27 protein-coding genes are annotated in these 25,122 nt (G+C 63.6%); 13 read left to right on the top strand and 14 right to left on the bottom strand.

The annotated features are described in order from the left end of the window. Positions 1-18: 18 nt before the first annotated feature. The 3 genes from DRF71_RS18610 to DRF71_RS18600 form a co-directional block, all read right to left on the bottom strand. Positions 19-465 carry a methylated-DNA--[protein]-cysteine S-methyltransferase gene (locus DRF71_RS18610; protein ID WP_112312003.1) on the bottom strand — a complete coding sequence of 149 codons (447 nt, stop codon included), beginning with the start codon at positions 463-465 and terminating at the stop codon, positions 19-21. Next, positions 462-947, bottom strand: coding sequence for a DUF1176 domain-containing protein (locus DRF71_RS18605; protein ID WP_232831575.1), 486 nt, complete (start codon positions 945-947; stop codon positions 462-464). The genes DRF71_RS18610 and DRF71_RS18605 overlap by 4 nt, the downstream gene beginning before the upstream one ends. Positions 948-1,147: 200 nt before the next feature. Next, the gene (locus DRF71_RS18600) at positions 1,148-2,077 is read right to left on the bottom strand and encodes a LysR family transcriptional regulator (protein WP_112312001.1); all 930 of its coding nucleotides are present in this window, start codon (positions 2,075-2,077) and stop codon (positions 1,148-1,150) included. A 102-nt stretch (positions 2,078-2,179) separates the two neighbouring features. On the opposite strand from DRF71_RS18600, the gene DRF71_RS18595 reads away from it, so the two are divergent. Beyond that, the gene (locus DRF71_RS18595) at positions 2,180-2,383 is read left to right on the top strand and encodes a DUF1127 domain-containing protein (RefSeq protein ID WP_232831574.1); all 204 of its coding nucleotides are present in this window, start codon (positions 2,180-2,182) and stop codon (positions 2,381-2,383) included. Between the two features lie 120 nt (positions 2,384-2,503). On the opposite strand, the gene DRF71_RS18590 is transcribed toward DRF71_RS18595, so the two are convergent. Together DRF71_RS18590 and ileS are read right to left on the bottom strand one after the other, a co-directional pair. Next, positions 2,504-3,091, bottom strand: a complete 588-nt coding sequence (locus DRF71_RS18590) for a hypothetical protein (RefSeq protein ID WP_157971154.1) — start codon at positions 3,089-3,091, stop codon at positions 2,504-2,506. Positions 3,092-3,679: 588 nt separating this feature from the next. Then, positions 3,680-6,631, bottom strand: coding sequence for an isoleucine--tRNA ligase (gene ileS / locus DRF71_RS18585; RefSeq protein WP_112311998.1), 2,952 nt, complete (start codon positions 6,629-6,631; stop codon positions 3,680-3,682). Between the two features lie 216 nt (positions 6,632-6,847). Between ileS and DRF71_RS18580 the strand changes: the two genes are divergently transcribed. From DRF71_RS18580 to DRF71_RS18570, 3 genes are all read left to right on the top strand, one after another. After that, on the top strand, positions 6,848-8,041 hold the full coding sequence (locus tag DRF71_RS18580) for an FAD-dependent oxidoreductase (RefSeq protein ID WP_112311997.1): 1,194 nt from the start codon (positions 6,848-6,850) through the stop codon (positions 8,039-8,041). A gap of 93 nt (positions 8,042-8,134) precedes the next feature. Beyond that, positions 8,135-8,512, top strand: a complete 378-nt coding sequence (locus tag DRF71_RS18575; protein ID WP_112311996.1) for a DUF2237 family protein — start codon at positions 8,135-8,137, stop codon at positions 8,510-8,512. A 42-nt stretch (positions 8,513-8,554) separates the two neighbouring features. Further along, complete coding sequence (locus tag DRF71_RS18570) at positions 8,555-8,944, top strand: group III truncated hemoglobin (protein ID WP_112311995.1); 390 nt, start codon at positions 8,555-8,557, stop codon at positions 8,942-8,944. A 356-nt stretch (positions 8,945-9,300) separates the two neighbouring features. Here the strand turns inward: DRF71_RS18570 and trpB are convergent, their stop codons facing one another. Further along, positions 9,301-10,533, bottom strand: coding sequence for a tryptophan synthase subunit beta (gene trpB, locus DRF71_RS18565; protein WP_112311994.1), 1,233 nt, complete (start codon positions 10,531-10,533; stop codon positions 9,301-9,303). 300 nt (positions 10,534-10,833) lie between these two features. Then, positions 10,834-11,298: a helix-turn-helix domain-containing protein gene (locus DRF71_RS18560; RefSeq protein ID WP_112311993.1), complete on the bottom strand. Its 465-nt coding sequence runs from the start codon at positions 11,296-11,298 to the stop codon at positions 10,834-10,836. A gap of 87 nt (positions 11,299-11,385) precedes the next feature. On the opposite strand from DRF71_RS18560, the gene DRF71_RS18555 reads away from it, so the two are divergent. From DRF71_RS18555 to DRF71_RS18525, 7 genes are all read left to right on the top strand, one after another. Continuing rightward, the gene (locus DRF71_RS18555; RefSeq protein ID WP_157971152.1) at positions 11,386-12,123 is read left to right on the top strand and encodes a hypothetical protein; all 738 of its coding nucleotides are present in this window, start codon (positions 11,386-11,388) and stop codon (positions 12,121-12,123) included. 79 nt (positions 12,124-12,202) lie between these two features. Next, positions 12,203-12,838: a (d)CMP kinase gene (locus DRF71_RS18550; RefSeq protein WP_112312163.1), complete on the top strand. Its 636-nt coding sequence runs from the start codon at positions 12,203-12,205 to the stop codon at positions 12,836-12,838. Positions 12,839-12,896: 58 nt separating this feature from the next. Further along, positions 12,897-15,062, top strand: coding sequence for a CHAT domain-containing protein (locus DRF71_RS18545; RefSeq protein WP_112311991.1), 2,166 nt, complete (start codon positions 12,897-12,899; stop codon positions 15,060-15,062). Positions 15,063-15,275: 213 nt separating this feature from the next. Further along, positions 15,276-16,955 (top strand): 30S ribosomal protein S1, encoded by a 1,680-nt coding sequence (rpsA, locus tag DRF71_RS18540; protein WP_112311990.1) that lies wholly within the window; start codon positions 15,276-15,278, stop codon positions 16,953-16,955. Between the two features lie 350 nt (positions 16,956-17,305). Continuing rightward, complete coding sequence (gene ihfB / locus DRF71_RS18535; RefSeq protein WP_112312162.1) at positions 17,306-17,587, top strand: integration host factor subunit beta; 282 nt, start codon at positions 17,306-17,308, stop codon at positions 17,585-17,587. 99 nt (positions 17,588-17,686) lie between these two features. Next, positions 17,687-18,049, top strand: a complete 363-nt coding sequence (locus tag DRF71_RS18530) for a lipopolysaccharide assembly protein LapA domain-containing protein (protein ID WP_112311989.1) — start codon at positions 17,687-17,689, stop codon at positions 18,047-18,049. After that, entirely contained in the window at positions 18,046-18,720 is a 675-nt protein-coding gene (locus DRF71_RS18525) for a phosphoribosylanthranilate isomerase (RefSeq protein ID WP_112311988.1), read from the top strand. Before DRF71_RS18530 ends, DRF71_RS18525 begins: the two co-directional genes overlap by 4 nt. A 95-nt stretch (positions 18,721-18,815) precedes the next feature. On the opposite strand, the gene DRF71_RS18520 is transcribed toward DRF71_RS18525, so the two are convergent. From DRF71_RS18520 to DRF71_RS18500, 5 genes are all read right to left on the bottom strand, one after another. Beyond that, positions 18,816-19,376, bottom strand: a complete 561-nt coding sequence (locus DRF71_RS18520) for a F0F1 ATP synthase subunit B (protein ID WP_112311987.1) — start codon at positions 19,374-19,376, stop codon at positions 18,816-18,818. A 4-nt stretch (positions 19,377-19,380) separates the two neighbouring features. Then, the gene (locus tag DRF71_RS18515; RefSeq protein ID WP_112311986.1) at positions 19,381-19,932 is read right to left on the bottom strand and encodes a F0F1 ATP synthase subunit B'; all 552 of its coding nucleotides are present in this window, start codon (positions 19,930-19,932) and stop codon (positions 19,381-19,383) included. Between the two features lie 87 nt (positions 19,933-20,019). Beyond that, a complete protein-coding gene (locus DRF71_RS18510) occupies positions 20,020-20,256 on the bottom strand; it encodes a F0F1 ATP synthase subunit C (RefSeq protein WP_092899130.1) in 237 nt (78 codons plus the stop codon). Positions 20,257-20,305: 49 nt separating this feature from the next. Then, positions 20,306-21,016 carry a F0F1 ATP synthase subunit A gene (locus DRF71_RS18505; RefSeq protein ID WP_112312161.1) on the bottom strand — a complete coding sequence of 237 codons (711 nt, stop codon included), beginning with the start codon at positions 21,014-21,016 and terminating at the stop codon, positions 20,306-20,308. 54 nt (positions 21,017-21,070) lie between these two features. After that, positions 21,071-21,439, bottom strand: a complete 369-nt coding sequence (locus DRF71_RS18500) for an AtpZ/AtpI family protein (protein ID WP_112311985.1) — start codon at positions 21,437-21,439, stop codon at positions 21,071-21,073. Between the two features lie 238 nt (positions 21,440-21,677). On the opposite strand from DRF71_RS18500, the gene DRF71_RS18495 reads away from it, so the two are divergent. After that, on the top strand, positions 21,678-22,058 hold the full coding sequence (locus DRF71_RS18495; RefSeq protein ID WP_112311984.1) for an ArsR/SmtB family transcription factor: 381 nt from the start codon (positions 21,678-21,680) through the stop codon (positions 22,056-22,058). Positions 22,059-22,348: 290 nt separating this feature from the next. On the opposite strand, the gene DRF71_RS18490 is transcribed toward DRF71_RS18495, so the two are convergent. Continuing rightward, the gene (locus DRF71_RS18490; RefSeq protein ID WP_112312160.1) at positions 22,349-23,857 is read right to left on the bottom strand and encodes a malonate--CoA ligase; all 1,509 of its coding nucleotides are present in this window, start codon (positions 23,855-23,857) and stop codon (positions 22,349-22,351) included. Positions 23,858-24,161: 304 nt separating this feature from the next. On the opposite strand from DRF71_RS18490, the gene DRF71_RS27545 reads away from it, so the two are divergent. Next, the gene (locus tag DRF71_RS27545; protein WP_157971151.1) at positions 24,162-24,329 is read left to right on the top strand and encodes a hypothetical protein; all 168 of its coding nucleotides are present in this window, start codon (positions 24,162-24,164) and stop codon (positions 24,327-24,329) included. Here the strand turns inward: DRF71_RS27545 and DRF71_RS18485 are convergent. Next, complete coding sequence (locus DRF71_RS18485) at positions 24,298-25,107, bottom strand: division plane positioning ATPase MipZ (RefSeq protein ID WP_112311983.1); 810 nt, start codon at positions 25,105-25,107, stop codon at positions 24,298-24,300. The two genes, DRF71_RS27545 and DRF71_RS18485, sit on opposite strands and share 32 nt — an antisense overlap. Positions 25,108-25,122 lie beyond the last annotated feature (15 nt).

Raw genomic sequence — 25,122 nt, 5'->3', positions numbered from 1 at the left:
TGCCCCATATCAGGCTGCTCAGATCAGAAGACCCGCCGCCCCCTCGAAACGCAACAGCGCCACTTTGGTCTCGACGCCGCCGGGCGCCGAGAACCCCCCCAGGGTTTTCGCGCCCAGAACCCGGTGGCAGGGGATGATGATCGGCACCGGATTGGCGCCGCAGGCCTGGCCCACCGCCTGGGCGGGGGCGCCGGTCAGCCTGGCGATATCGCCATAGGTGCGGGTCTCGCCCATCGGGATCGCCGCCATGGCGCGCCGCACCTTCTCATGCAGCCCGGTGCCCCAGTCCAGCGGCAGGTCAAAGCGCGTCAGCCGGCGGTCGAACCAGGCCGCAAGCTGCGCCAGCCCCTCACGCTGCAAGGCGTCCGGCTCGCCCTCCCCCTCGCCCCAGACCAGCGCCGTGATCCTCGCCCCATCGTCGCGCAGCGAGACCGGCCCAAAGGGGGTGAGGCAGGAATTCGTCACTGGTAATCGACCAGGGTGACGGGATTGCCCTCACCATCATAGCTGGCATCGACCTCGTAGCGCTGCAGCCGGAAGGCGCTATCCTGCAAGCGCCAGACCCCGGCATCCGAGGCATCCCCCATCCCGCGCCAGAAAGCATAGGCGGAAATCGTCAGCGTCGCCGGATCGAAAGAGGCATTGATCGCCACGGGGTTCGCGCTCCAGCCATTGATTTCCAGCAGGCGCACCACGCTGTCGGCCTCGTCCGGGGCGGCAGCCTCTTCATCATATTCGATCTTCAGCGTCGGACGGGCCAGCGCCACCGGCACCACCCCGCCCATATCGGTCGAGACCATAAAGACCTGAGAGGTATTATAGGCATAGATATCGCAGCGGAACTGCCAGACCACCATCGGCACCGGATCGCTCCAGGTACTGGGGCTTTCGACCTCAAAGCGCTGCGGCGGCTCGATCAGCCCGCCATTTTCCAGGAATGCGCCCATACAATCCTCGCCGAAACTGGCTGAAAAAACCGCAATCGCGGCATCGTCCCCCGGCAGCGTACTTTGAGCAAAGGCGGGGGGTGCCGATATAAGCAGGGGAAACAGGATCTTTCGCATCGGACGGGTCTCCTTCTGCGGCGAGACTGCCATGCGGGCCGCGCCCTGCCAAGCGTCGCCCGGGTCGGGTTTTGCCGCTGCGGTCAGAGGCGCGGCGCCAGGACCATACGTTCGGGCGCGACCTTTTCCTCGGTTCCGGGCGCCCGCGCCATCGCCAGCGGGCGGAAGGCCTCGCGCAGCACCGCTGCCATACCCTCGATGGCGGGCGAGGTGCCACGCGGATTGCGCCTGAGCAGAACCCGCGCCGAATCAATCGAGGGGAAACCCTCCTCCACCGTCAGCTCACGGCAACCGGCCGGGATGGTCGAGCGCGACAGCGGCGAGATCGCCATGCCATTGGTCACCGCATTGCGCATGCCGCTGGCCACATCGCAATACCAGGCCCGCCGCCAGCGCATCCCCTGGTGGTTCAGCGAGGCCTCGGCGAATTCGCGGCACCAGGAGCTTTCGATATAGACAGAGACCGGCACCGGGCTGCGCAAATGCTGCATATGGGCGATCGAGGTGACCCAGACAGTCGGGTCGATGGCCAGCAGCTCCCCCTCCTGGAAATAGCTGGTATCGTGGATCACCGCGATATCCAGCCGGTCCTCTTCCAGCGCCTCCATCTGCCGCTCGGAATGGTCGCACAGGACCGAGACCTGCAACCCTTCATGCCGCTCGTCAAAGGCTGCCAGCGCGCGCGGCAGGATGGTGCCGGAATATTCATCCGGAATGCCCACCCGAACCGGGCCGGTCAGGGGCTTTTCGCGCAGCGCCAGCGTCGCCTCGTCCAACAGTGCCACCACCCGTTGCGCATAAGGCAGAAGCTGCTCGCCCCGCGCGGTCAGGCTGACACCCCGCGCCAGCCGCTGGAACAAAGGCTGGCCGAGATTGTCCTCCAGCCGCCGGATCAACAGGCTGACCGCCGATTGCGTCCGCCCCAGCCGCGAGGCCGCCTGCGTCACCGAACCCGATTCCGCCACGGCCAGAAAGCCCCGCATCAGATCGCTTTCAAGATTGGGGTGCGACATTGCCAAACCCATAAGATTTAATCATGCCAGACATTAAATCTATTCGTTTGTGAAATGTCAAAGCCTGACCCATATAGATCTGGTAATTCCAAGGAGGCTACAATGTTCACCCGTCTGAAATCGCTGATGGAGATGCGCCGTTCGACTGCGTTTCTGCTCAATCGCGCGGATGACCGGTTGCTGGACGATATTGGTCTGACCCGCGGCGACCTGATGGCGATGCATGACGGGCTCGGGGCTGATACCAGCGCCGCGAATGCGCCGATTCTGCTGCCGCTCTGGCTGGGTGTGAAACGCGCCGCCTGATCTTTCGTTGTCTTCAATGATCGTCCCCTGTCGGTGACGAAACACCTGTGACGCCAGCGCTTGCCGCTGGCGTCTTTTTCATATCACGACCGGGAAAGGCCGATAAGCAGGCACAGGCGATCAGAGATAGCCGGCCTGTTCGGCCCTTTGCCGCAGCTCTTCGCGCGAAAGATCCAGCAGCACCTCGCCCCGGCGGCTTACCACGGCGCGGGTCTTGTCGATCCGGAACAGATCATCGCCGACCTGCAGCGCGATCTCGGGCGACATCGCAAGGAAACCGCGTTTGGCGGTCAGCGTGTAAAGACTGTCGCGCAAGCCCTCTGCCTGGTCGCGGTAAAACAGCGCGATCAGCTGCGGCAGATGCATTTTTATCGCCTGGGCGCCGGCCTTCCTCGCATCGGGCAGCGGCACCTTGAACAGCCGCGACGGCCCGGTCGCCATTTTGAAGGTAACGTCATCGCCGAAAATCTCGCCCGTGACCTTTTGCAGGCTGCGCTTTTGTTTCGGATTGGCCGGCACTTCCTGATATTCCGCGTTGAAGCTCTCGCGGGTGCGGATCTGCTGGCGGTCGGTAACGGTGACCACCCGCATTCGTGGCTCTTGTTGCCCCGCGATCAGCGCCAGCCCGACCAGCAGCACATCGCCGAAAAACAGCTTTGAAAGATCGAGAGACTGGCGCCCGGCAATGTCGCGGACCTGCATATTCATGGGCATATTCATGGGCCTTGCCCCCTGACTGAGAAACACATCCCCGCCGGGATGGGCCAGGAAACGGGCCGAATTCGGAACAAACTAAGGTAATCCCGCGACCAGGGCCGGGCAGGTCATGGAAAATCCACGCGATGGGGCCCGTTCATGCCCTGGCCTCCGGGGATGCCGCTCCTGATCTGTCAGGGGGGCCTCGCCTCGCCTCAGCCCGTCCCTGAGCACCATGCTGTTGCCACTTGCGCCGGCCGCCTGTCCGGCCCCGAGCCGCAACACGGCAAGTCCTGTTTCGACCGCCCGGACCGCAATTCCGCCGCCACGGTATCCCGACAGCCCGCTGTGACTTTCGCCTCCGACCGGCGCCTGCGACATCAACAGCGCAGGCCGCAATAAACCGGCTTCCGGGGCGATGGTTTCATCATCCACTGGCACCCCGCACGGGATGACGCCAGACGGCGGGATCCGCTCATGCGCAAGGCCCCCCCCTGCCGACGCCCGCACCGGGTGCTTACCAACCGCGAAACCCCGCGCCGCGCCAGGAACAGAAAAGGCCGCATCCTGCGATGCGGCCTTTGTTTATCCAGCCTTCCCTCAGCCCAGAACGCTGTTGCAGCGCACGCAGGTCTCGGGGTGATTCTTATGGCCGACCTCGGGCAGGATCTGCCAGCAACGCTGACATTTCGCGCCCTCCGCCGGGGCGAAGACCACTTTCACCGCCGGCATATCGGCCAGCGTGAAGGCGGTCTCCGGCGCCGGTGCATCGGTCAGGGTGATGCCCGAGGTGATGCAGATATCGGCGAAAGCGACCGAATTCAACGCCGCCAGCATCGCCGTATTGGCCACATGCACAACCGGCTTCGCCTCAAGGCTGGCGCCGATCACCTTGGCGGTGCGCTCGACCTCAAGCGCGCCGGTCACCACGCGCCGCGCCGCCCGGATGCCCTCCCATTTTTTCGCCAGCGCCTCGTTCTTCCAGGCGTTCGGCGTCTCGGGGAAGTCCTCCAGGTGGACCGAACTGTCATCGCCCGGGTGACGCGACAACCAGACATCCTCCATCGTAAACGGCAGGATCGGCGCGAGCCAGGTCGTCAGGCGCTGGAACAAGAGATCCAGCACCGTCCGCGCAGCACAGCGGCGCGGACTGTCGGGCCCGTCGCAATACAGCGCATCCTTGCGGATGTCGAAATAATAGGCCGAGAGGTCCACCGTCGCGAAGTTGAACAGCGTCTGGAACACGCCCGCAAAATTGAAAGCGCGGTATTCGCGGCGGATTTCCTCGTCGAGTTCCGCCAGGCGGTGCAGCACCCATTGCTCCAGCTCGGGCATGCTCGCCTCGTCCACCCGCTCGGACTCGCTGAATCCGGCCAGCGCGCCCAGCATGAACCGCAGCGTATTGCGCAGACGACGATAGCTGTCGGCGGTGCCTTTGATGATCTTGGGGCCGATCCGCTGATCCAGCGTGTAATCGGTTTGCGCCACCCAAAGGCGCAGAATATCGGCGCCATATTCCTTGATGATTTCCTGGGGCGCGACGGTGTTGCCGATGGATTTGGACATCTTCATGCCCTTCTCATCCAGCGTGAACCCATGCGTCACCACATTGCGATAAGGCGCACGGCCCCGGGTGGCCGAGGCCTGCAACAGCGAAGAATGGAACCAGCCGCGATGCTGGTCGGTGCCCTCAAGATAGACATCGGCAATGCCGTCATCGGTGCCGTCGGCGCGGTCCCTCAGCACGAAAGCATGGGTCGAGCCACTATCGAACCACACATCCAGCACATCATAGACCTGTTCATAATCCGACGGATCAACCACCCCTTCGAGGGCTTTTTCCTTGAAACCTTGCACATACCAGACATCGGCGCCGTCTTGCCCGAACGCCTCATAGATGCGCTGGTTGACAGTGTCATTGCGCAAAAGGAAATCCGGATCGGTCGGCTTCGCACCTTTTCTGGTGAAGCAGGTCAGCGGCACGCCCCAGGCGCGCTGGCGCGAGAGCACCCAGTCGGGCCGGTGCTCGATCATCGAATGGAGGCGGTTCTTGCCCGAAACCGGCGTGAACTCCACCAGATCCTCGATCGAGGTCAAAGCGCGTTTGCGGATCGTGTCGCCGAACTCGCCAAAACCGTCATTCAGCGTCTCGTCGATAGCCGCAAACCATTGCGGCGTGTTGCGGAAGATCACCGGCGCTTTCGAGCGCCAGCTATGCGGGTAGGAATGCTTGACCCTGCCCTTGGCCAGCAGCGCGCCCGAATAGGCCATCTGCTTGATATTCGAGACATTTGCCGGGCCTTCCTTGCCATCGGCGAGGATGATGTGCTGGCCGCCGAACAAGGGCAGATCCGCGCGGTACGAACTGTCTTCGGTGACGTTATACGTCATCGGCAGCTTGTATTTCACGCCCACCTGGTAGTCGTCATCGCCGTGGCTGGGCGCGGTATGGACAAAGCCCGTGCCGGCATCATCGGTCACATGATCGCCCGGCAGCATGGGAATATCATAATCCCATTCGCCATTGCCACCCTCGACCCCGTGATAAGGGTGACGCAAGATAACCCCTTCAAACTCCGGGGCTTTCACATCGCGCAACCGGGTCCAGGCCTCGACCTTCGCCGCAGCCCTGACGCCCTCGGCCAGCGCATCGGCCAGCACCAGGGTCTCACCGACCACCGCCGTCGATTTCTCGTCGGCCGCATCGACGCGGTAGAGGCCATAGGCGATCTCCGGCCCGTAAGCCACGGCGCGGTTTTGCGGGATCGTCCAGGGCGTCGTGGTCCAGATCACCACCGAGGCCTGCAACAGATCGGTGTTGATGCAGCCATCCAGCTCGGGGAAATGCGCGGCCGAGGCCGGGCGGAACCGCACCCAGACCGTGTGGCTGGTATGGTCGTGATATTCGATCTCAGCCTCGGCCAAAGCGGTCTTCTCGACCGGCGACCACATCACGGGTTTTGATCCCTGATAGAGCGAGCCGTTCATCAGGAGCTTCATAAAGTCCTGGGCAATCACCGCCTCGGCGTGATAAGCCATTGTCAGGTAAGGATCTCCCCAATTGCCATAGACACCCAGACGCTTGAATTCCTCGCGCTGGATATCCACCCAACCCTCGGCAAAGCGGCGGCATTCCTGGCGGAAATCGACGACATTCACATCGTCCTTGTTCAGGCCTTTGGCGCGGTATTGTTCCTCGATCTTCCACTCGATCGGCAGGCCGTGGCAGTCCCAGCCCGGCACATAGCGCGCATCATGGCCCATCATCTGATGGCTGCGCGTGATGATATCCTTGATCACCTTGTTCAGCGCATGGCCGATATGGAGGTGACCATTGGCATAGGGAGGGCCGTCATGCAGCACGAAAGAGGGGCGGCCCGCCTTCTCGCGCAGCCGGTTATAGACGCCAAGCCGCGCCCAGCGGGCCAGCCAGTCGGGTTCGCGGTTCGGCAGATCGCCCCGCATCGGGAAATCGGTTTCGGGCAGAAAAACGGTGTCGCGATAATCGACAGCCGCATCGGAAGCGGTATCAGCGGTGGTATCGGCGCACATCTTATGCGGTCCTCTGGAATGTTGGCTCTGGCTGCGCCCCCGGCCCTGCGCCATTCGCAGCAAGGCCGGTCCGCGCGAAATCTCCCGGCGTGCTGGTATTCAGCGCGCCGGGCCGCTAATTCGGACACCCGGGAGCCGGGCGAGGATCGCGAAAAGATACGACATGGTGCCGGCTTATAGTCCTGGCCATGGAACTGGTCCAGAGGTGGGTTGAGGATGGCGGCGGGGAATCACACGGGCAAAGCGCTGGAAATCGCGGTGATCGGTGCCGGGATGGGGGGCCTCGCGGCGGCGGGCCTGCTGGCGCGGGATGGCCATAAGGTCACCCTGATCGAGCGGTTCGCAGAGCCGCGCGCTCTGGGTTCGGGGCTGATGATCCAGCCGGTAGGACTGGCGGTGCTGGCAGAGCTGGGGCTGGACGAGGCGGCGCGCGCGCTTGGCACGCCGATCCGGCGGATGCGCGGCCGGTCGGGGCGGCGCAATGCGCTTGATGTGCATTATCCGGCGGCGGCGCCGGGGCTCGGGATGCTTCGCGCCAGCCTTTTCCATCTGCTCTGGCAGGCGATGACGGAAAGCGGTGTGCAGCTGATCACCGGCGCGGAAGTGACCGGCACCGAGCTGCGCGGCGAGCAGCGGGTGATGCGCAGCGCTGCCGGGGCAATGAGGGCGTTCGACTTCGTGGTCGATGCCTCGGGCGCCGGCTCGCTCCTGTCGCCGATGAAGGCGCGGCCGCTGCTTTATGGCGCGATCTGGGGGCATGTGCCCTGGCCGGAGGACGGCGCCCTGCCCGGAGACGAGCTGCGCCAGCGCTATTTTCGCGCAAGCCATATGGCCGGGGTGCTGCCCATCGGTCGCCTGCCGGGCGAGGCCACAAGCCGCGCCGCCGTCTTCTGGTCGATGCCGCGCCGGAAACTGTCGCATTGGGGAGAGGCGGAATTTGCCGGCTGGAAGGCGGAGGTCACCGCGCATTGGTCTGAAATGGCGCCCTTTATCGCGCCGATTGAATCGGCGGCGCAGATGACCCCGGCCTTTTACAGCCATGGTACTTTGCGCCGCCCCTATGAGCGGCGGCTGGTCTTCATCGGTGATTCTGCCCATCGCGCCAGCCCGCAGCTGGGCCAGGGGGCGAATATGGCGCTGCTTGACGCGCTGGCGCTGCGGCTTGCGTTGCGGCAGGACCTGGATGATGCGCCAGCCGCCTATGCCAGGATGCGGCGCTGGCATGTGCGCCTTTACCAGCTGCTCAGCGCCTTTCTGACGCCGGCCTATCAATCCGACAGCCGGCTGTTGCCGCTGCTCCGCGACCTCGTGCTTGCGCCTGCCTCGCTGGTGCCGCCGTTGCCCGGATTGCTGACCCGGCTGGTTGCCGGTCAGCTGATTCCGCCTTTGGCCTCAACGCGCTGGCCCTGATGCGCTGGCTCTGAGCGTAGTCTGTGGCTGGCCGCAGCGTGACTTGACCCCGGCCGGCGCTTTCCGCAGGCTGGGCTGCAAAGGGAGAGCGTGATGAAATACCCGTCGATCAATGTGCTGGGCGGTGCACTGGAACCCTGTTCGACCCGCCCGTTGACCGGGTTTTTCCGGGATGGCTGCTGCAATTCCGGACCGACCGACCAGGGGCTGCATACGGTCTGTGCCGAGATGACGGCCGAGTTCCTCGCTTTGTCGAAATATCTCGGCAATGACCTCTCGACGCCGCGCCCTGAATTCGGCTTTCCGGGGCTGAAACCGGGCGATCAGTGGTGCCTTTGCGCCGGGCGTTTCCTTCAGGCACATGAAGAAGGCGCCGCGCCGAAATTGCGGCTGAAAGCCACCCATCATGCGACACTTGACCAGGTTCCGCTGGAGGTTCTGCGGCTCTACGCTACCGATAACGATGCCTAGTCGCTTTCACTTATCGAACATTTCAGCCTGGAAATCAGCCAGATGACCCTCGCCCGCTTTCCTATTTCCGACAATGAGCTGCGCGACGTGGTGCATGACTTCTATGCTGCGGTGCGGGCGCATCCGGTGCTGGGTCCGGTCTTCGGCGCGCATGTCACCGACTGGCCGGCGCATGAGGAAAAGATCATCGCCTTCTGGCGCAATGCCATCCTGATGGAGCGCGGTTATGACGGCAATCCGATGGCCGTCCACAAAGCCGCCGGCAATGTCCGTGCCGGCATGTTCACCCCCTGGCTCAGGCTGTTCGATGAGACCCTGAGCCGCCGCCTGAGCCCGGAAACCGCCGGCGCCTGGTCGGCGCTCGCGCATCGGATCGGGCGCGGGCTCAGCCTCGGGCTGCAGGAATTCGGCGGCATACCAAAGCTGAAATAGCCCTGTTCGCAGCGCTTGTAGCGCACCGAAAACCCGCTCCCGACCCGCAAGAGACCGGCCTCCCTGTCAGGCATCAGCAGGATCGGGCATCAGCGGGATGCGGCCTGTCCAGGTCGTGCCCTCGCCCGGGCAAACCATGTCATAGAGGAAGGTGATCCATGCCGCGAACGGGCGTCGGGCTTTCAAGGGCGCAGAGGCTCTCGTAGAATTCGATTGCGCCGGGTGTGACCGTGACATGCGCGTCCGAATGGGGATCGTTGCAGTCGCCCGCCGAATAGCGGCCCTAGATCCCCGCGGCGGCCATGGCCGGCAACAGCAGGGAGACAAGCGCGAAACTGGCCGCCTTCAGCATGGGCTCACCCTTTGATTTCAACACCCAGGTGGCGGGCGACGGTGAAGATATCCTTGTCGCCGCGCCCCGAGAGGTTGACCACGATGATGTGATCCTTCGGCAGGTCGGGTGCGTATTTGGTCACATAGGCCAGGGCGTGGCTCGGCTCCAGCGCGGGGATGATGCCCTCGGTCTGGCACAGAAGCTGGAAGGCGGCCAGCGCCTCGTCATCGGTGACCGACACATAGTCCGCGCGACCGACATCATGGAGCCAGGAATGCTCCGGCCCGATGCCGGGATAGTCGAGCCCGGCCGAGATCGAGAAGCCTTCGAGGATCTGGCCGTCATCATCTTGCAACAGATAGGTGCGGTTCCCGTGCAGCACGCCGGGGCGACCACCGGTCAGGCTGGCGCAATGCTGCATCCGCTCATCCACGCCTTTGCCACCGGCCTCGACGCCGATGATCTTCACCGACGGATCGTCAAGGAAAGGGTGGAAGAGGCCCATGGCGTTCGAGCCGCCGCCGATTGCGGCGATAACGGTGTCGGGCAGACGCCCCTCGCCTTCCTGCTCGGCCAGCTGTTCGCGGGTCTCGCGGCCGATGATCGACTGAAAGTCGCGCACCATGGCCGGATAGGGATGCGGGCCCGCGACGGTGCCGATGCAGTAAAACGTATCGCGCACATTGGTGACCCAGTCGCGCAGCGCATCATTCATCGCGTCTTTCAGCGTGCCGCGGCCCGAGGTGACCGGAACCACTTCGGCGCCCAGCAGGCGCATCCGGAACACGTTCGGCGCCTGACGCTCGACATCATGCGCGCCCATATAGACGATGCATTTCAGCCCGAACCGCGCACAGACGGTGGCCGTCGCCACACCGTGCTGGCCGGCGCCGGTCTCGGCGATGATACGTTTCTTGCCCATGCGCCGCGCGAGCAGGATCTGGCCAAGGACGTTGTTGATCTTGTGGGAGCCGGTATGGTTCAGCTCTTCACGCTTGAGATAGATCTTTGCGCCGCCGAGATGTTCGGTCAGGCGCGGCGCATAGTAAAGCGGGCTGGGGCGGCCGACATAGTATTTCCACAGATCGGCCATCTCGTCCCAGAAGCTCTGGTCGGTTTTGGCGTTTTCATATTCGGCTTCGAGATCGAGGATCAGCGGCATCAGCGTTTCCGAGACGAAACGCCCGCCATGGATGCCAAAGCGGCCGCGCTCATCCGGGCCGGTCATAAAGCTGTTGATGCCATCTTCGGCCATGGTGTTCCCCTCGTGCTGTGTTTGCTGGTGTAACGCCCTTGCAGCCCGGGGAAAAGGGGGCGCTGCCCGGCAATGGGTGCGAAGAAGAGGTGGCCCTGCCCCCTCGTGACACGTCTCAACAGGTTTGATACTTTGAGGGCTGCACGGGTAGGTGCAGGCCTTCACGCCTCGGAAGAGGCACAAAATAGTCAATGAAATCAGTGGTGAAATTTCGCAAGTGTGGGATGATTTGCCCATAATCGGGAAGGGTTCAGTTCCCGTTTCCTATTGAACGTTGGGTATTGGCTTAACACTTAACGCTCACACAATCCGAAAGTGTTCGTCTCGCCGACCGGCTTCAAACGACCTTTTGAAGAGGCCAGCGCGGGCGAACGCCTGATCGCGGGCGAAGTCAGCAAACGCTTTGCTGCCGACCTTCAGCGACCTGAACTCCGGGGCGGGTATCGGATCGCATTCGAGGGCTTCGATCAGGTCAGCAAACGCCTTGAAGGCGCGTTGATAAGCTGACTCGACCTGGGGGTCCAGGTTCCCGAACATGAGCAGATCTGCACTCATGTTCAGTTCCTTCGACAGGTTGGCGATGGTGACCGCTCCGGGAGAGCTGGGACCAGCGAGGTATTTCTCCATGGCGCTTCTGGACACACCGGCCATCCTGACGAGTTGGGTCACGGTCAAGCCACGCGCGGCCATGATCGTGCGAAGCAAGCAGAACAGATCAAGCGTTTCAGCCGATTGTTGCCTCGGGTCCAGTTTACGCAGAACCACATCCAAACAGGCAATACCGTAAAGATTACGGTGTCACTTTAAATGAAGATACACTTGCGGTGCATTTGTGGCACCAGCGGAAGTAACATGCGGACTCCCGTATCAATATTGATGGGGCTTCAACCTGTTCCGGGACGCAAACCCGCGTACCTCGCCTGGTTGCGCCGCGCCGGTGTCGAACTTCATCCCATCGGCAACCGCTTAACCGTAGAAGTCTCCGACCTTCCTGCCGTTGGCTGCCGCGCGTGGGCGCTTCGGCAGATCGAGGCAACGGGGCTGCCTGCCGGAGAGTTTGACGATGCGGCGCATGCTCGTTTTGCCGAGGCCACGCCTGCGATGCAGGCGGCGGCGCTGCGCAAAGCCGAGAGTGCACGGTTCCTGACTGCGGGCGGAGCCTCCGAAGGCCGGGGCCTGACCAGCGCCCTGATGGCCCAGGTACGGGAACGGTTCGGGACGGAGGGCACCGACCGGATGACATTGCGCCGCATCCTGCGCACCGTTGCGGGCGGCGATCCGGTGAACTTCGCGCCCGCGGTGCTTCCATCCTACACCCGCGCAGGTAAACCCCCGGCAGAAGCCTCGCCTGAGACCTGGGCCTGTTTCCTGACCACGATACGCGACGCCGGGCCACAGTTTCCATTCAAGCAGGCCTGGCGCCGCATTTCCCGCCGCGCGTCGGGTCTCGTGGTCCTCGATCAGCAGGTGGTGGCGGCACTTCAACCACGCCACAGCGCAGCCCTCAACCGCCTGATCCTGGCCTACACCAGCAAATCCCGGAAATGGCTGGCTGGTATCAAACCCAATGAAACCCGGTCACAGACTTAAGGAAACACAACACCTCGCCACGTTGCGGCTCTCCCCCGGGATATCTTATAGACAGATGAAATGGGTTCTGGAGCGCCGGATGATCTTTACCGTGGCAATTGACGGGCCGGCGGCAGCGGGCAAGGGCACGATCAGCCGTGCGGTGGCCGAGCGGTTCGGCTTTGCGCATCTGGATACCGGCGCGCTGTATCGCGCGGTTGGGGTGAAGGGCGGCGATCCGGTGGCGGCGGCGCGCGGCCTGAGCGCGGCGGATCTGGCGCGGGATGATCTGCGCAGCCTTGAGGCAGGCCAGGCGGCAAGCCGGGTGGCGGTGATCCCCGAGGTGCGGGCGGCACTGCTGGCGTTTCAGCGCGATTTCGCCCGGCGCGAGGGCGGCGCGGTGCTGGATGGACGCGATATCGGCACGGTGATCTGCCCCGAGGCGGAGGTGAAGCTGTTCGTCACCGCCAGTGCAGAGGTACGGGCGCGGCGGCGCTGGCTGGAGCTGGGCGGGGAGCGGGCGGAGAAGAGCCTCGCCTCTGTCCTCGCGGAAGTGGAGGAGCGGGACCGGCGCGACCGCGACCGCAGTGAGGCGCCCTTGCGGCCGGCTGCGGATGCGATTTTGCTGGATACCGGTGCGCTGACGGCCAAGGCGGCGATTGAAGAGGCAGGGCGCCTTGTACTGGTCGCGCTGAGGGCGGCGGGGCATATGCGCGACGGGATGGCGGGCGATTGACAGCCCGGGCCGGCGCGCCGGATAGTCCGGTCTGTTACCCGAAATTTCCGGACGCCTTATGTTCAGACCCCTTTGCCGCCAGGCGGCCCTTTGCTGCCTTGCCCTGAGCCTGATCACTGCACCTGCTTTCGTCCCGGCAGCCCTGGCGCAGAGCGTCGAAGAGGCAGAGCCGCAGTCGGCGCTGCTGCCGGGCTCGGGCATCCCGCTGCCTGCCACCCGCAGCCTGCTGTCGCTGAAACCGGAGCAACCCCGCTTTGGCTTTCTGGATCCGCTGCTCGCGCCGCTTTTGGAATCCAGCCGGGCCAAGATCATGCCCGCCGGTGGCGGCCCCTGGGTTTCCATCGAAGAGGCCGCCCGCATCATGGCGGAAACCGATGCCGCCGCTTTGGCGGCGACGGGGCCTGAAAGCCTTGTTTTCGCGCAATATCTCTCGGACAGCCTGATCGAATCGCGCTATGCATTCGGCAGTGCCGCCACCCTTGCCCGCGCCGATATGGCAACCGAAATCGAACGGCGCCAGATCGCCGCCGCCGAGATCTTTGCCGACTATTTCTCGGGGCCCATCCTTGAAATCCCCACCCCCAGCTCGACCGTGCGCGATCATGTCCTGCAATGGGCGGTGATCGAATTGCGCGGCATGCAGGATTTCGTCGCCTCGGGCCGGGATAGCAGCGGCAGTGTCGCTGAAAACATCGTTCTTTATGAGGCCGCGCTTTTCGAATGGCTGCAGGCGATGATGTCCGGCCCCGGCGCCCAGGCCGTGGTGCGGCATTACCGCAGCGGCGAGGCCTTCCAGCGGCTGCTGACACTGCAACAGCGCAACAGCGCGATCATGGGCAGCCTGCGCAGCCTGTTCCAGCCCGGAGAAAATGCACTGATGGAGGCGATCCAGGTCGAGCGCCGCGCGGTCGAGATCCCGCAGCTGAGCAAGGCCATGGCGGAAACGGCGGCGGATATGGACTGGCTGCTGGGTGTCGGGCCGGAGATTATGACCACACTGCTGCCCTATCCGGTGCCGCTTGCCGACACCCAGGAGGTGCTCGGAGACGATGAGGCCCTGGTGCTGACCGCCGTGGCCGGCCCCTATTACCTGGTCTTCGTGGTGACGAAAACCGACATCGCCTGGCATGTCACCAGCCTGACCATGGCCGAGATCGACGCCCTGGCGGGCGAGATCCTTTCCGAGATCGGGGTCAGTGATGCGCGCGGCGTGGTGGCGCTGAACAACCTGTTTTCCTCACCGCCGCAGCGGGTGGGAGAGCGGGGCTGGGTGCTTTACCGGGAATTGCTGCAGCCGGCTCAGGCGCTGATCCGGGACAGGCAGCTGGTGATCGTGCCCGCAGGGGCGGCGGCCCATTTCCCCTGGGCGATCCTGGTGGCCTCGCCGCCCGGTCAGACCCGTGACTATCGCGAACTGGACTGGCTGATCCGCCATCACGCCATTCGGGTGGTGCCGGCGGTCGAGCAATTGCTGCAACCGGTTGCAGAGCCGCTCGCCCCGGCCGAGATGCGCTATATCGGCTTTGGCGACCCGGTTTTCGACACCGGCGCCCGCAACTGGTCCGATCTGATGTTCTCCGGCATGTTGCCCGACCTGACGCCCTTGCCCGGCGCCGCGCGCGAGGTGCGCGAGGTCGGCGCGCTTTACGGCGAGGCGGGCCGGGTGGTGCTGACCGGGGCCGAAGCGAGCGAGGCGGCGCTTTACGATCTTGCGGCGGATGGAAGGCTGCGCGAGGCCGATGTGGTGCATTTTGCCACCCATGCCCTGACCAGCGGCGATCACAGCCAGCTGGTCTCGGGGATGATCGCGCTGGCGCCGCCGCCCCAGACGCTGCCGCCGCCGGGGTCGGGGATCTATGCCAGTCTTGATCCCATCCCCGATGGCGCGCTGCGCGACAGCGAGATCCGCAGCCTGCGGCTGAATGCGGCGCTGGTGATCCTTTCGGCCTGCAAGACCGTGGCCAGCGAAAGCTATGAGCGCGACGGCGTCACCGGCCTTGCCGCAGCCTTCCTGCATGCCGGGGCGCAAAGGGTGCTTGCGACCCATTGGCAGGTCAACAACCAGGCTGCCATCGAGATCACCATCGCGATGATGCGGCGCGATCCGGCGGTGGAAAACCCCTCGGAAGCACTGCGCCAGGCCATGCTGGAAACCCTCAACAAGGGCGGCCCGCGCGCCGACCCCTCCTGGTGGGCGGCGTTTTCGCTGATCGGCCTGCGCTGACCGGCCAAAACCCGCATATAATGCCGGGTTCCGGCGATGCCCGGGGGCGCTTTTCCTTGCCCCTGCTCCGCTTTCCCGCTATAGGGCCGCATCCCGAGAGAGTCGCAATCGTCCCGGTTTAATCCGGACTGCTGCGTTTTTCTTCCCGGGACCACCAAAGACCGGCGGAGCCAACCGCATGGCCAGAAAACCATCAAAAGGAAAACACCTCATATGTGCGCTAAAAACGCTATGGACGAATTCGAAGCCCTGCTTGCAGAAAGCTTTGAAATTGACACCCCCGACGAGGGTACTGTCGTCAAAGGCAAGGTCATCGCGATCGAAGCGGGCCAGGCCATCATCGATGTCGGCTACAAGATGGAAGGCCGCGTCGATCTGAAAGAATTCGCAAATCCCGGCGAAGCTCCGTCGATCAATGTGGGCGACACCGTCGAGGTCTATCTGGACCGCGTCGAGAATGCCCGTGGCGAAGCTGTCATCTCGCGCGAGAAAGCCCGCCGCGAAGAGGCCTGGGATCGTCTTGAGAAAGCCTATGCTGACGAGATCCGCGTCGAAGGCGCGATCTTCGGCCGCGTCAAAGGCGGCTTCACCGTGGATCTGGGCGGCGCTGTTGCCTTCCTTCCGGGTTCGCAGGTTGACGTGCGCCCGGTGCGCGACGCTGGCCCGCTGATGGGTATGAAACAGCCGTTCCAGATCCTGAAAATGGATCGCCGTCGTGGCAATATCGTGGTGTCGCGCCGTGCGATCCTCGAAGAGAGCCGCGCCGAGCAGCGCGCAGAAGTCATCGGCAACCTGCACGAAGGTCAGGTTGTGGACGGCGTGGTCAAGAACATCACCGAATATGGTGCCTTCGTTGACCTCGGCGGCGTTGACGGCCTGCTGCACGTCACCGACATGGCATGGCGCCGCGTCAACCACCCGTCCGAGATCCTGTCGATCGGCGAGACAATCAAGGTCCAGGTCATCAAGATCAACAAAGAAACCCACCGTATCAGCCTGGGCATGAAACAGCTCCAGAACGATCCGTGGGATGCGGTGGAAAAAGCCTATCCGATCTCGTCGGTCCATAAAGGCCGCGTCACCAACATCACCGATTACGGCGCCTTTGTTGAGCTGGAAGCCGGTGTCGAGGGCCTCGTTCACGTCTCGGAAATGTCCTGGACCAAAAAGAACGTGCACCCCGGCAAGATCGTCTCCACCTCGCAAGAGGTTGAGGTCATGGTGCTGGAAATCGACAGCGCCAAGCGTCGCGTTTCGCTGGGCCTGAAGCAGACCATGCGCAATCCGTGGGAAGTCTTCGCCGAAACCCATCCGGTTGGCTCGACCATCGAAGGCGAAGTCAAGAACATCACCGAATTCGGTCTGTTCGTTGGCCTCGACAACGACATCGACGGCATGGTTCACCTCTCCGACCTGTCCTGGGACAAGCGCGGCGAAGAGGCCATCCAGGAATACCGCAAGGGCGACATCGTCAAGGCGGCTGTCTCGGAAGTCGATATCGACAAAGAGCGTATCTCGCTCTCGATCAAGGCTCTCGGCGAAGACACCTTCTCCGAAGCTGTTGACGGCGTGAAGCGTGGCTCGATCATCACCGTGACCATCACCGCCATCGAAGAAGGCGGCGTCGAGGTCGATTACAACGGCATGAAGAACTTCATCCGTCGTTCGGATCTCGCCCGTGACCGTGCCGACCAGCGCCCCGAGCGTTTCAATGTCGGTGACAAGGTCGATGTGCGCGTGACCAATGTGGACTCGAAGACCCGCAAGCTGGGTCTGTCGATCAAGGCGCGCGAAATCGCCGAAGAGCAGGAAGCTGTTCAGCAATACGGTTCCTCGGATTCGGGCGCTTCGCTCGGCGACATCCTCGGCGCCGCGCTGAAGGGCGACCGCTGAGCGGATCTGCCCGTCGCCCAGGCGTGACAGCCGGGAACGTGACAGGCGCGAAACCGATGAAAAGGCCGGGCATTTTTTGCCCGGCCTTTTTCCTTTTCCGGCCTGTGCCGTCGTCCGGCCCCGGTGACCGATTCGCCGCCGGATGGTTCCACTGGTGGAATTCCGCCCAAATCTTCCCGTTGCGCGGCCCGCCTTCCCCCTATGACGCATAAGACTCGCCCTCTCCAGGCGGCCAGGTGCTTGTTTTCATTTGCCTCGTCGCCATTTTCTGCTTTTATGAGCGCAGAAAAGCCCGAATGCCGCTGCCGCGTAATCGGGATGAAAACAAGGTCGCGAAGGGGAGAGACCGGATGATCCGCTCGGAACTGATCCAGAAGATCGCAGACGAGAACCCGCATCTGACCCAACGCCATGTCGAGCGCATCGTGAACACGGTCTTCGAGGAAATCATCGAGGCGCTGTCGCGCGGTGACCGGGTCGAATTGCGCGGCTTTGGCGCATTTTCGGTCAAGGAGCGGGATGCCCGCACCGGCCGTAACCCCCGCACCGGCGAGGCCGTCGATGTCGAGGACAAGCGCGTGCCCTTCTTCAAAACCGGCAAATTGCTGCGTGACCGGCTGAACGGTCGCTGATCGGCGCGAAGCCGGGTTGAACAGCGCCGGCTTAGGGCCGATATTCCCCCTGAAGGGGCGACTGGTTTGCCCGGGCTTGAACGGACGGATTGGCGTACCATGCTGCGTTACCTGCGCTTCCTCTTTATCTGTATTACCGGGATCATCCTGCTGACGCTGGCTCTGGCCAATCGTGGCGCGGTGGATCTGCGGCTGTTGCCCGAAGGGATCGGCTCGATGCTGGGGATCAGCTCCGGCTGGTCGGTTCCGCTTTTCGTGGTGATCCTCGGCTCGGTGGCAATCGGCATCCTTGTCGGCTTTGTCTGGGAATGGCTGCGCGAGATGCGGCTGCGCCAGGCGGCAAAGCAGCAGACCAAAACCGTGGCACGGCTGGAAAAGGAAATCGCCGTGCTGAAGGACAGCAATTCGCTGCCACCGCAGGATGAGGTGCTGGCGATCCTGGCCGAGGGTGGCCGGAAGTGAGCTCTCCGATCCGTGTGAAGATCTGCGGCCTGCGCGATGCCGCCGGCGTGGCCGCCGCTGCGGCTGCAGGGGCCGCTTATGTGGGCTTTGTCTTCTTTCCCAAATCACCGCGCCATGTCTCGCTGACCGAGGCGCGTGAGGCTGCGCTGAGCGCGCCTGAGGGCCTGTGCAAGACCGCTTTGGTGGTCGATGCCGATGATGCGACTCTCGACAGCATTGTGGCCGGGGTGCCCCTGGATATGCTGCAGCTCCACGGCCATGAAAGCCCTGAGCGGGTGGCCGGGATCAGGGCGCGATTCGGCCTGCCGGTGATGAAGGCGGTGGGGGTTGCCGATGAGGGCGATCTGGCGCCGCTGATGGATTACGCGCTGGTGGCCGATCAGTTGCTGATCGACGCCAAACCGCCAAAGGGTGCCCCCCTGCCCGGTGGCAATGGGCTGAGTTTCGACTGGCGGCTGGTGGCACAGAGGCGCTGGCTGAAGCCCTGGATGCTGGCCGGCGGGCTGAGCCCCGACAATGTCGCCGAGGCGATCCGGCTGACCAATGCGCGCCAGGTGGATGTGTCCTCGGGCGTGGAAAGCGCGCCGGGGATCAAGGACCCGGCAAAGATCCAGGCCTTTGCCCGCGCCGCACTCGGTCCGGCGGAACCGGCGATCCCCAGGCTGCGCTGACGGCTGCACATACACTGGCTGAGCACACACTCGCAGGCCGCAAAAACGAAAAAGCCCCGGATCGCTCCGGGGTCTTTTCTGTCATGTCTGACCGGTCAGTGCAGTTTTGCATCGACCTGGGCAATCGCGTCATCAATCGACGCCGCCGCCCATTCCTCAGAGCTGTTCTTCGCCAGCAGGTCGCCCGCAGCGGCAACCGCCACAGCGACGGCGCGCTCACGCACCTGACGCACGGCGGTTTGCTCGGCCAGAGCGATCTGCTCTTCGGCGGCCTTCACCCGGCGGTCGATGGCGATCTTCAGATCCGCCCGCGCCCTGTCGGCAGCGGCCCGCGCCTCATCCCTGGCCGAAGCCACGATGCGGTCGGATTGCTCGATCACTTCCTTTTGCTTGCGCTCGTAGGAAGCGAGGATCGACTTGGCCTCTTCGCGAAGCGCACGCGCCTCGTCGAGTTCGGCCTTGATGCCAGCCGCCCGCTTGTCGAGCAGCCGCCCCAGCATCCCCGGCACACCTGCATAGAACAGGATGCCGACGAAGATCAGGAAGGCGATCAGCACGATGAAGTCGGTATTCTTCAGCGAGAAGAACGGGCCCGAAGCCGCCATGGCAGGCGTGGCGCTCACGAGGGCTGCGGCAGAGATGAGAAGTTTTTTCATCGCCTTACCCTTTCAGCCTTGCATTGATCGCCGCCGTCACCGATCGCGCATCGGCAGAGCCGCCAAGTGCTGCGACCAGTTCCTTTGCGGTGTCTTTCGCGACGGTCTGCACCGCCTCTTCAGCACCGGCGCGAATCTCGGCGATTTTCGCCTCGGATTCCGTTGCCCGCGCGGAAATCTCCGCATCGGCCTTGGCCGTTGCCACATCCAGGTCTTTCTGGATATCGGCCTTTGCCGCCGCGACGATCTTCGCAGCCTCGGCGCGGGCGGTGGCGAGCGCTTCGTTATAGGCTTTCTCTGCCTCAACCGCCTTGAGCTTCAGCTCTTCGGCAGCGGCGAGATCATTGGTGATCGTTCCCTTGCGCTCTGCCAGCACCGCGCCGATACGCGGCAGGGCAACGCGCGAGAGGATCACGAACAGCACCACCAGGGCCACCGCGAGCCAGAAGATCTGGTTCGGCATCCAGTCGGTGCAAAGCTGCGGCATACCGATCGCGCCGCCATTAGCGTTGACGCAGGTGCCAGCGGCCTCTTCGAGATATGGTTCGCTTGCCATGTCGTTCTCCGTCGATCCCTTCTGAACAGGAAGGGCGCCAGCCGTCTCCGACCCGCGCCGCTTCCCACTTTTACGTCAGAAGCAGGATCAGACTGCGAACATCAGCAAGAGGGCGATCAGGAACGAGAAGATCCCGAGTGCTTCTGCGAAAGCGATACCAACGAAGAGGTTGGCGGTCTGGCCCGGAGCGGCCGAGGGGTTGCGCAGAGCGCCAGCAAGGAAGTTGCCGACGATGTTACCCACACCGATACCAGCACCGCCGAGACCGAAAGCCGCGAGGCCAGCGCCGATATATTTGCCGAGAGCTGCGATTTCGCCTTCCATGGTCGAATACTCCTGTAGTTGGATTGGCTGAGATTGAGAACTGACCGGGTTAGTGGTGGGCGTCGCCCACCGCGTCTTTCAGATAGACGCAGGTCAGAATGGTGAAGACATAGGCCTGAACAAAGGCCACGAGCACCTCGAGCGCGTAGATGCCGACGGCACCTGCGATCGCGAGCGGCGAGATGATCGCCATCGAGGCAAAGCCCGCGAAAACTTTAAGAACGGCGTGACCGGCCAGCAGGTTGCCGGCAAGACGGATCGAATGGGAGACCGGGCGCATGATGTAGGAGATGATCTCGATCACGGCCAGAACCGGACGCAGCGCAAGCGGCGCTGAGGAGACCCAGAACATCGAGAAGAAGCCCAGACCCTTGCGCGCAATCCCGATCAGCGTGACGCCGAAGAACACGAGGAGCGCAAGCGTCGCGGTCACTGCGACATGCGAGGTGGTGGTGAAGCTCATCGGCAGGAGGCCAAGAAGATTCGAGAGCAGGATGAAGAGGAAAAGCGTCATCACATAGGGGAAATATTTCACCCCGTCATGGCCGGCGACCTCCTCGACCATATTGTGGATGAAGCCGTAAAAGACTTCGGCAACCGATTGCAGGCGGGTCGGGATGATGCCGCGATGACGGGTCGCCAGCACGAACAATGCGAAGATGCACAGCAGCGCGATGCCCATCCAGAGCGTCACATTGGTCGGCGTGTACCAATGGACCGGGCCATCGCCCGACAGCGGCTTAACGATGAACTGATCCATCGGATAGATCGAAAAACCGCTTCCGCCTTCAGCCGTGCTTTCTGCCGCCACGATTCAGTTCCCTTCGTCCGATGCGGCGCCGGGCCCTGCCCTTGCCGCCTTGTCATCTCTTGCGGCCTCGGCCGCGCGTTTTTCGGCCACTTCGCGCGCGGTGCCCATCATGGTGCGCACCCCCGCGGCGAACCCTAACAGCGAAAAGATCACCAGGAGGAAGGGCAGCGTCCCGAACAACCGGTCCAGCCCGTAACCGATCGCTGTTCCGACCACAATGCCGGTCGCCAGCTCGATCACCATCCTCCAGGCAAGCTCGCCATGCGAGAGGCCCTTCGCCACCGAGGTCTTGTTTGTCTTCGGCTTGTCCCGCAAGGTTTCCAGCCGCTTTTCCAGCGCCCTGAGCCTGTCGGGATCGGGTTCCGAAGCCATTTCGCCACCCCATGACATTTGCCAGCGTTCTATGCGGGAGGGAGGAATGAGTCAACCTTGCGTGAACGGGAAGCATCCTGTCGCAATGCCTTGAAATTACTGCATTACATGGCTTTCATCCAATCTTTCTTCCACTGCCCTTACAGCGGGAGAGGCCGGTTCCGCCCCGCTTTGATATTCAACGATATGGTTGATTATCCCCGGTTGCGTCTGGCCCGCCCGCCCGCGATACTGCGTCATGCTTTCCGCCTCTGCCCAGCTGGACCTCGTTTTCGCCGCCCTCGCCGATCCGACGCGGCGCGCGATCCTTGCAATGTTGCTGGAGGATGACATGGCAGTGACCGATGTGGCCCATCCGTTCGAGATGAGCCTTGCCGCAGTGTCGAAACATCTCGGCGTGCTGGCGGATGCCGGGCTGATCTCGCGGGAACGGCGCGGAAGGGTGATCTGGTGCAAACTGGAGCCCGATGCGTTGCGGGCGGCCTCGGTCTGGATGCAGGCTTTCGGACAGTTCGAGCCGGTCGATCTTGACCAGTTCGAGCGTTTTCTGGAACGCGAGCTCTCTGAGGATACGCCGTCGCGGCTGGCTGCGGAGGAAGCCTCCGGCGGGGATATTTAAGGACAGATGAAGACGGCTTTCCTCTGACCCTTGAGGCCTGACCCCGGGGGGGTGCCGCTGTGATTCCTTCTCAGAAATGGACCATCACGCAGGGAAGGGCTGCCTGGGCGCGCTTCAGTTGCCCCGAACCGGCCTCGCCCAGGCCCGTGATCCGGCGCGGGGGCTCAGGGCAGCGAAGGCGCTGAGCCATATGAAGAGATCCGCACAGCCCGGCAGGTGAACCGCTGCGTTTCACCAGATGAGGAACGAGGAGCAAAGACACAGAAGAGGGCCGCCCCGTGCCCCGCCGGTCAGGCGCGGAACCAGTCTTTATAGCGGTCGCGCAGCAGGTTCTTTTGCACCTTGCCCATGGTGTTTCGCGGCAGATCATCGACCACCACCGCCGCTTTCGGCTGTTTGAACCTGGCCACGCGGCCGGCGAGCCCGGCCAGAACAGTGGCGGTATCCGGCTGTGCCCCGGGGCGGCGTGCGAGAACGGCAAAGACTGCCTCGCCGAAATCAGGATGCGGCAGACCGATCACCGCGCTTTCCAGCACGCCGGGTGCCTCGTCAAGCAGCAGTTCAAGTTCTTTCGGATAGACATTGAAGCCACCGGTGATCACCAGATCCTTCGCGCGGCCAACGATCCGCACATAGCCCCCGGCGTCACGGGTCGCGAGATCGCCGGTGATGAACCAGCCATCCTCGCGCAGCTCCTCGCGGGTCTTTTCCGGCATCTGCCAATAGCCCTTGAACACATTCGGGCCGCGCACCTCGATCACGCCCACTGCGCCCGGCGCGACCTCTGCCCCCTCCGCCATGATCCGCAACTCCACCCCCGGCAGCGGGAGGCCCACCGTGCCGGCGCGCCGCTCGCCCTTATAGGGGTTGGAGGTGGACATATTGGTCTCGGTCATGCCGTAGCGTTCGAGAATGCGCTGGCCGGTGCGGGTCTCGAAGTCCCGATGCGTCTCTTCCAGCAGCGGCGCCGAGCCGGAGATGAAGAGCCGCATATGCGCCACGAGATCGCGCGTGAACCGCGGATCGCCAAGGAGACGCGTGTAAAAGGTCGGCACCCCCATCAGCGTCGTCGCCTGCGGCATCAGCCGCAGCATCGCCTCGGGATCGAAGCCCGGCAGAAAGATCATCTGCGCCCCCGCCGCCAGCACCACATTGGTCGCAACGAAAAGCCCATGGGTGTGGAAGACCGGCAGCGCATGCAGCAGCACATCCTGGGGCGTAAAGCGCCACAGCTCTGTCAGGACCTCGGCATTGGACAAGAGATTGCCGTGGCTGAGCATCGCCCCTTTTGAGCGCCCCGTCGTGCCCGATGTATAGAGAATCGCCGCCAGATCGCCGGTACGGCGGGGAACCGGCGCCAAATCGACAGATGCCTCAGCCATCAGAGCGGCAAAGCTCCCCCCGCCCGAGGCGTCAAGCGTCAGGATCCGCGCGCCCGCCGCCTCTGCCAGCGGCGCCAGCGCGGCCTCATCCGCCGGATCGCAAAGAAACACCGCCGGACGGGCATCGCCGAGGAAATAGCCGATCTCTTCCGGCGCATAGGCGGTGTTGAGCGGCAGGAAGACCGCGCCCGCCGCCACTGCTCCGGCATAGACCGCCAGCGCCTCGGGCGTCTTTGCGATCTGCACCGCCACCCGGTCGCCAGGCCCCACCCCCAGCGAAAGCAGCGCATTCGCCGCGCGCGCCAGCATGTCGTGAAAGGCGCCCGCCGTGATGTTTCGCCCATCCGCCAGCCGGATCAGCCCCCGCGACGCCCCGGAAAGCGGTGCGAACAACGCGTCATACAAAGTATTGCCCATCGCCAGCTCCCCTCGTGACCGGTCCGTGTTGCCGGCCATCCTGTTCAGATTTCTGCCGCATCCGCCCGGCGCCGCCAAGCCCCTGAGGTTGCAGAAAATCCTCCGCCGGAACGGCCCGCCGCGCCCTGCGATTCTTCCGGCAGCGGAAACAGTCTGTCCAAGGGGCGGCGGCCATAGCCCCTGTTTCAACCGGGGGCTGCCACAAACCTGCCCCGGTTCAGGGCGATCCTGGTCTCAGGAAAACGAAAGGGCCCACCGCCAGCCGGAAGGCAGGCAGCGGGCCAGGAACAGAAGGAACGCCCCGATGACCAAGGCACTGGAATTTCTGCGGAGCCTGACCACGAAACGCGACGCTCAGCCCGATGTGGATGCCGCCTTCGATGCGCGCCTGCAAAAGCTTGACGCGGTGCGCCAGGTGACGGTTTCGCGCGCGGTTCTGTTCAGAACGCAGGCTGCACAGCCGGAAGCCTGAGCGCGGTGATCAGGTCGCGCAGCTCTTGCCGCGCGGCCACATTCGACAGGTTCATCTGCTCGACCCCGGTATCTTTCAGATCCAGCAGCGTCAGCCCGCGCGGGAAAAGCTCGCGAAAGATCACGCGTTCGGAGAAACCGGGCGCCACACGAAAGCCGATGCGGCGCGACAGATCCTCAAGCGCGGCGCCGACCTTCTTCTTGTTATGCATCGCCTGGGCACCCAGTCGGTTACGAAGCACGATCCAGTCGATCGGCTTAAGCCCGGCCTGGGCGCGCAATTGCCGGGCCCCCCAGACCATCTCGGCATAGATCGAGGGTCCCTTGACCTTGCCCGTCTCGGGGTCGATCCGGGCCAGCAGGTCGAAATCCACAAAGGAATCGTTCAGCGGCGTGATCAGCGTATCGGCCAGCGAATGCGCCACCTGGCTCAGCCTGGTATGGCTGCCGGGGCAGTCGATGACGATGAAATCCTTGACGGGGTCCAGCGCCGAGACTGCGGCGGTCAGACGCTGGTCAAACGGGTTCTCGCCTTCGGCAAGGCTGGCCTCATCGACCTCGGGCAATTCACGGTAATCCGGCGAGGGCAGGTCCAGCCCGGATTTCGCAAGGAAGACCCGGCGGTTCTCGACATAACGGCCAAAGCTGCGCTGGCGCAGGTCAAGATCCAGCGCCCCCACCCGGTGCCCCATACGGGCCAAAGCCGTCGCGACATGCATCGAGGTGGTCGATTTTCCCGACCCGCCCTTTTCATTCCCAACGACGATAATATGCGCCATGGCAGTGGCTACCCC

This window comes from Pseudogemmobacter bohemicus, assembly GCF_003290025.1.
GTDB lineage: Bacteria > Pseudomonadota > Alphaproteobacteria > Rhodobacterales > Rhodobacteraceae > Pseudogemmobacter > Pseudogemmobacter bohemicus.
The sequence above is the reverse complement of the archived record's forward strand: the minus strand, read 5'-3'. Positions and strand labels throughout refer to the sequence as shown.

Excerpts from the sequence above, each read along its gene's own strand:
- DRF71_RS18495 (WP_112311984.1), top strand. The coding sequence starts at position 21,678 with ATGCTTTCCGCCTCTGCCCAGCTGGACCTCGTTTTCGCCGCCCTCGCC.
- ileS (WP_112311998.1), bottom strand. The coding sequence starts at position 6,631 with ATGTGCGCCGATACCACCGCTGATACCGCTTCCGATGCGGCTGTCGAT.
- DRF71_RS18520 (WP_112311987.1), bottom strand. The coding sequence starts at position 19,376 with ATGAAAAAACTTCTCATCTCTGCCGCAGCCCTCGTGAGCGCCACGCCT.
- DRF71_RS27545 (WP_157971151.1), top strand. The coding sequence starts at position 24,162 with ATGACCAAGGCACTGGAATTTCTGCGGAGCCTGACCACGAAACGCGAC.
- DRF71_RS18505 (WP_112312161.1), bottom strand. The coding sequence starts at position 21,016 with ATGGATCAGTTCATCGTTAAGCCGCTGTCGGGCGATGGCCCGGTCCAT.
- DRF71_RS18545 (WP_112311991.1), top strand. The coding sequence starts at position 12,897 with ATGTTCAGACCCCTTTGCCGCCAGGCGGCCCTTTGCTGCCTTGCCCTG.
- DRF71_RS18575 (WP_112311996.1), top strand. The coding sequence starts at position 8,135 with ATGAAATACCCGTCGATCAATGTGCTGGGCGGTGCACTGGAACCCTGT.
- trpB (WP_112311994.1), bottom strand. The coding sequence starts at position 10,533 with ATGGCCGAAGATGGCATCAACAGCTTTATGACCGGCCCGGATGAGCGC.
- DRF71_RS18555 (WP_157971152.1), top strand. The coding sequence starts at position 11,386 with ATGCGGACTCCCGTATCAATATTGATGGGGCTTCAACCTGTTCCGGGA.
- DRF71_RS18605 (WP_232831575.1), bottom strand. The coding sequence starts at position 947 with ATGGGCGCATTCCTGGAAAATGGCGGGCTGATCGAGCCGCCGCAGCGC.
- DRF71_RS18485 (WP_112311983.1), bottom strand. The coding sequence starts at position 25,107 with ATGGCGCATATTATCGTCGTTGGGAATGAAAAGGGCGGGTCGGGAAAA.
- DRF71_RS18510 (WP_092899130.1), bottom strand. The coding sequence starts at position 20,256 with ATGGAAGGCGAAATCGCAGCTCTCGGCAAATATATCGGCGCTGGCCTC.
- ihfB (WP_112312162.1), top strand. The coding sequence starts at position 17,306 with ATGATCCGCTCGGAACTGATCCAGAAGATCGCAGACGAGAACCCGCAT.
- DRF71_RS18570 (WP_112311995.1), top strand. The coding sequence starts at position 8,555 with ATGACCCTCGCCCGCTTTCCTATTTCCGACAATGAGCTGCGCGACGTG.
- DRF71_RS18490 (WP_112312160.1), bottom strand. The coding sequence starts at position 23,857 with ATGGGCAATACTTTGTATGACGCGTTGTTCGCACCGCTTTCCGGGGCG.
- DRF71_RS18590 (WP_157971154.1), bottom strand. The coding sequence starts at position 3,091 with ATGAATATGCAGGTCCGCGACATTGCCGGGCGCCAGTCTCTCGATCTT.
- DRF71_RS18515 (WP_112311986.1), bottom strand. The coding sequence starts at position 19,932 with ATGGCAAGCGAACCATATCTCGAAGAGGCCGCTGGCACCTGCGTCAAC.
- DRF71_RS18595 (WP_232831574.1), top strand. The coding sequence starts at position 2,180 with ATGTTCACCCGTCTGAAATCGCTGATGGAGATGCGCCGTTCGACTGCG.
- rpsA (WP_112311990.1), top strand. The coding sequence starts at position 15,276 with ATGTGCGCTAAAAACGCTATGGACGAATTCGAAGCCCTGCTTGCAGAA.
- DRF71_RS18550 (WP_112312163.1), top strand. The coding sequence starts at position 12,203 with ATGATCTTTACCGTGGCAATTGACGGGCCGGCGGCAGCGGGCAAGGGC.
- DRF71_RS18530 (WP_112311989.1), top strand. The coding sequence starts at position 17,687 with ATGCTGCGTTACCTGCGCTTCCTCTTTATCTGTATTACCGGGATCATC.
- DRF71_RS18600 (WP_112312001.1), bottom strand. The coding sequence starts at position 2,077 with ATGTCGCACCCCAATCTTGAAAGCGATCTGATGCGGGGCTTTCTGGCC.
- DRF71_RS18500 (WP_112311985.1), bottom strand. The coding sequence starts at position 21,439 with ATGGCTTCGGAACCCGATCCCGACAGGCTCAGGGCGCTGGAAAAGCGG.
- DRF71_RS18580 (WP_112311997.1), top strand. The coding sequence starts at position 6,848 with ATGGCGGCGGGGAATCACACGGGCAAAGCGCTGGAAATCGCGGTGATC.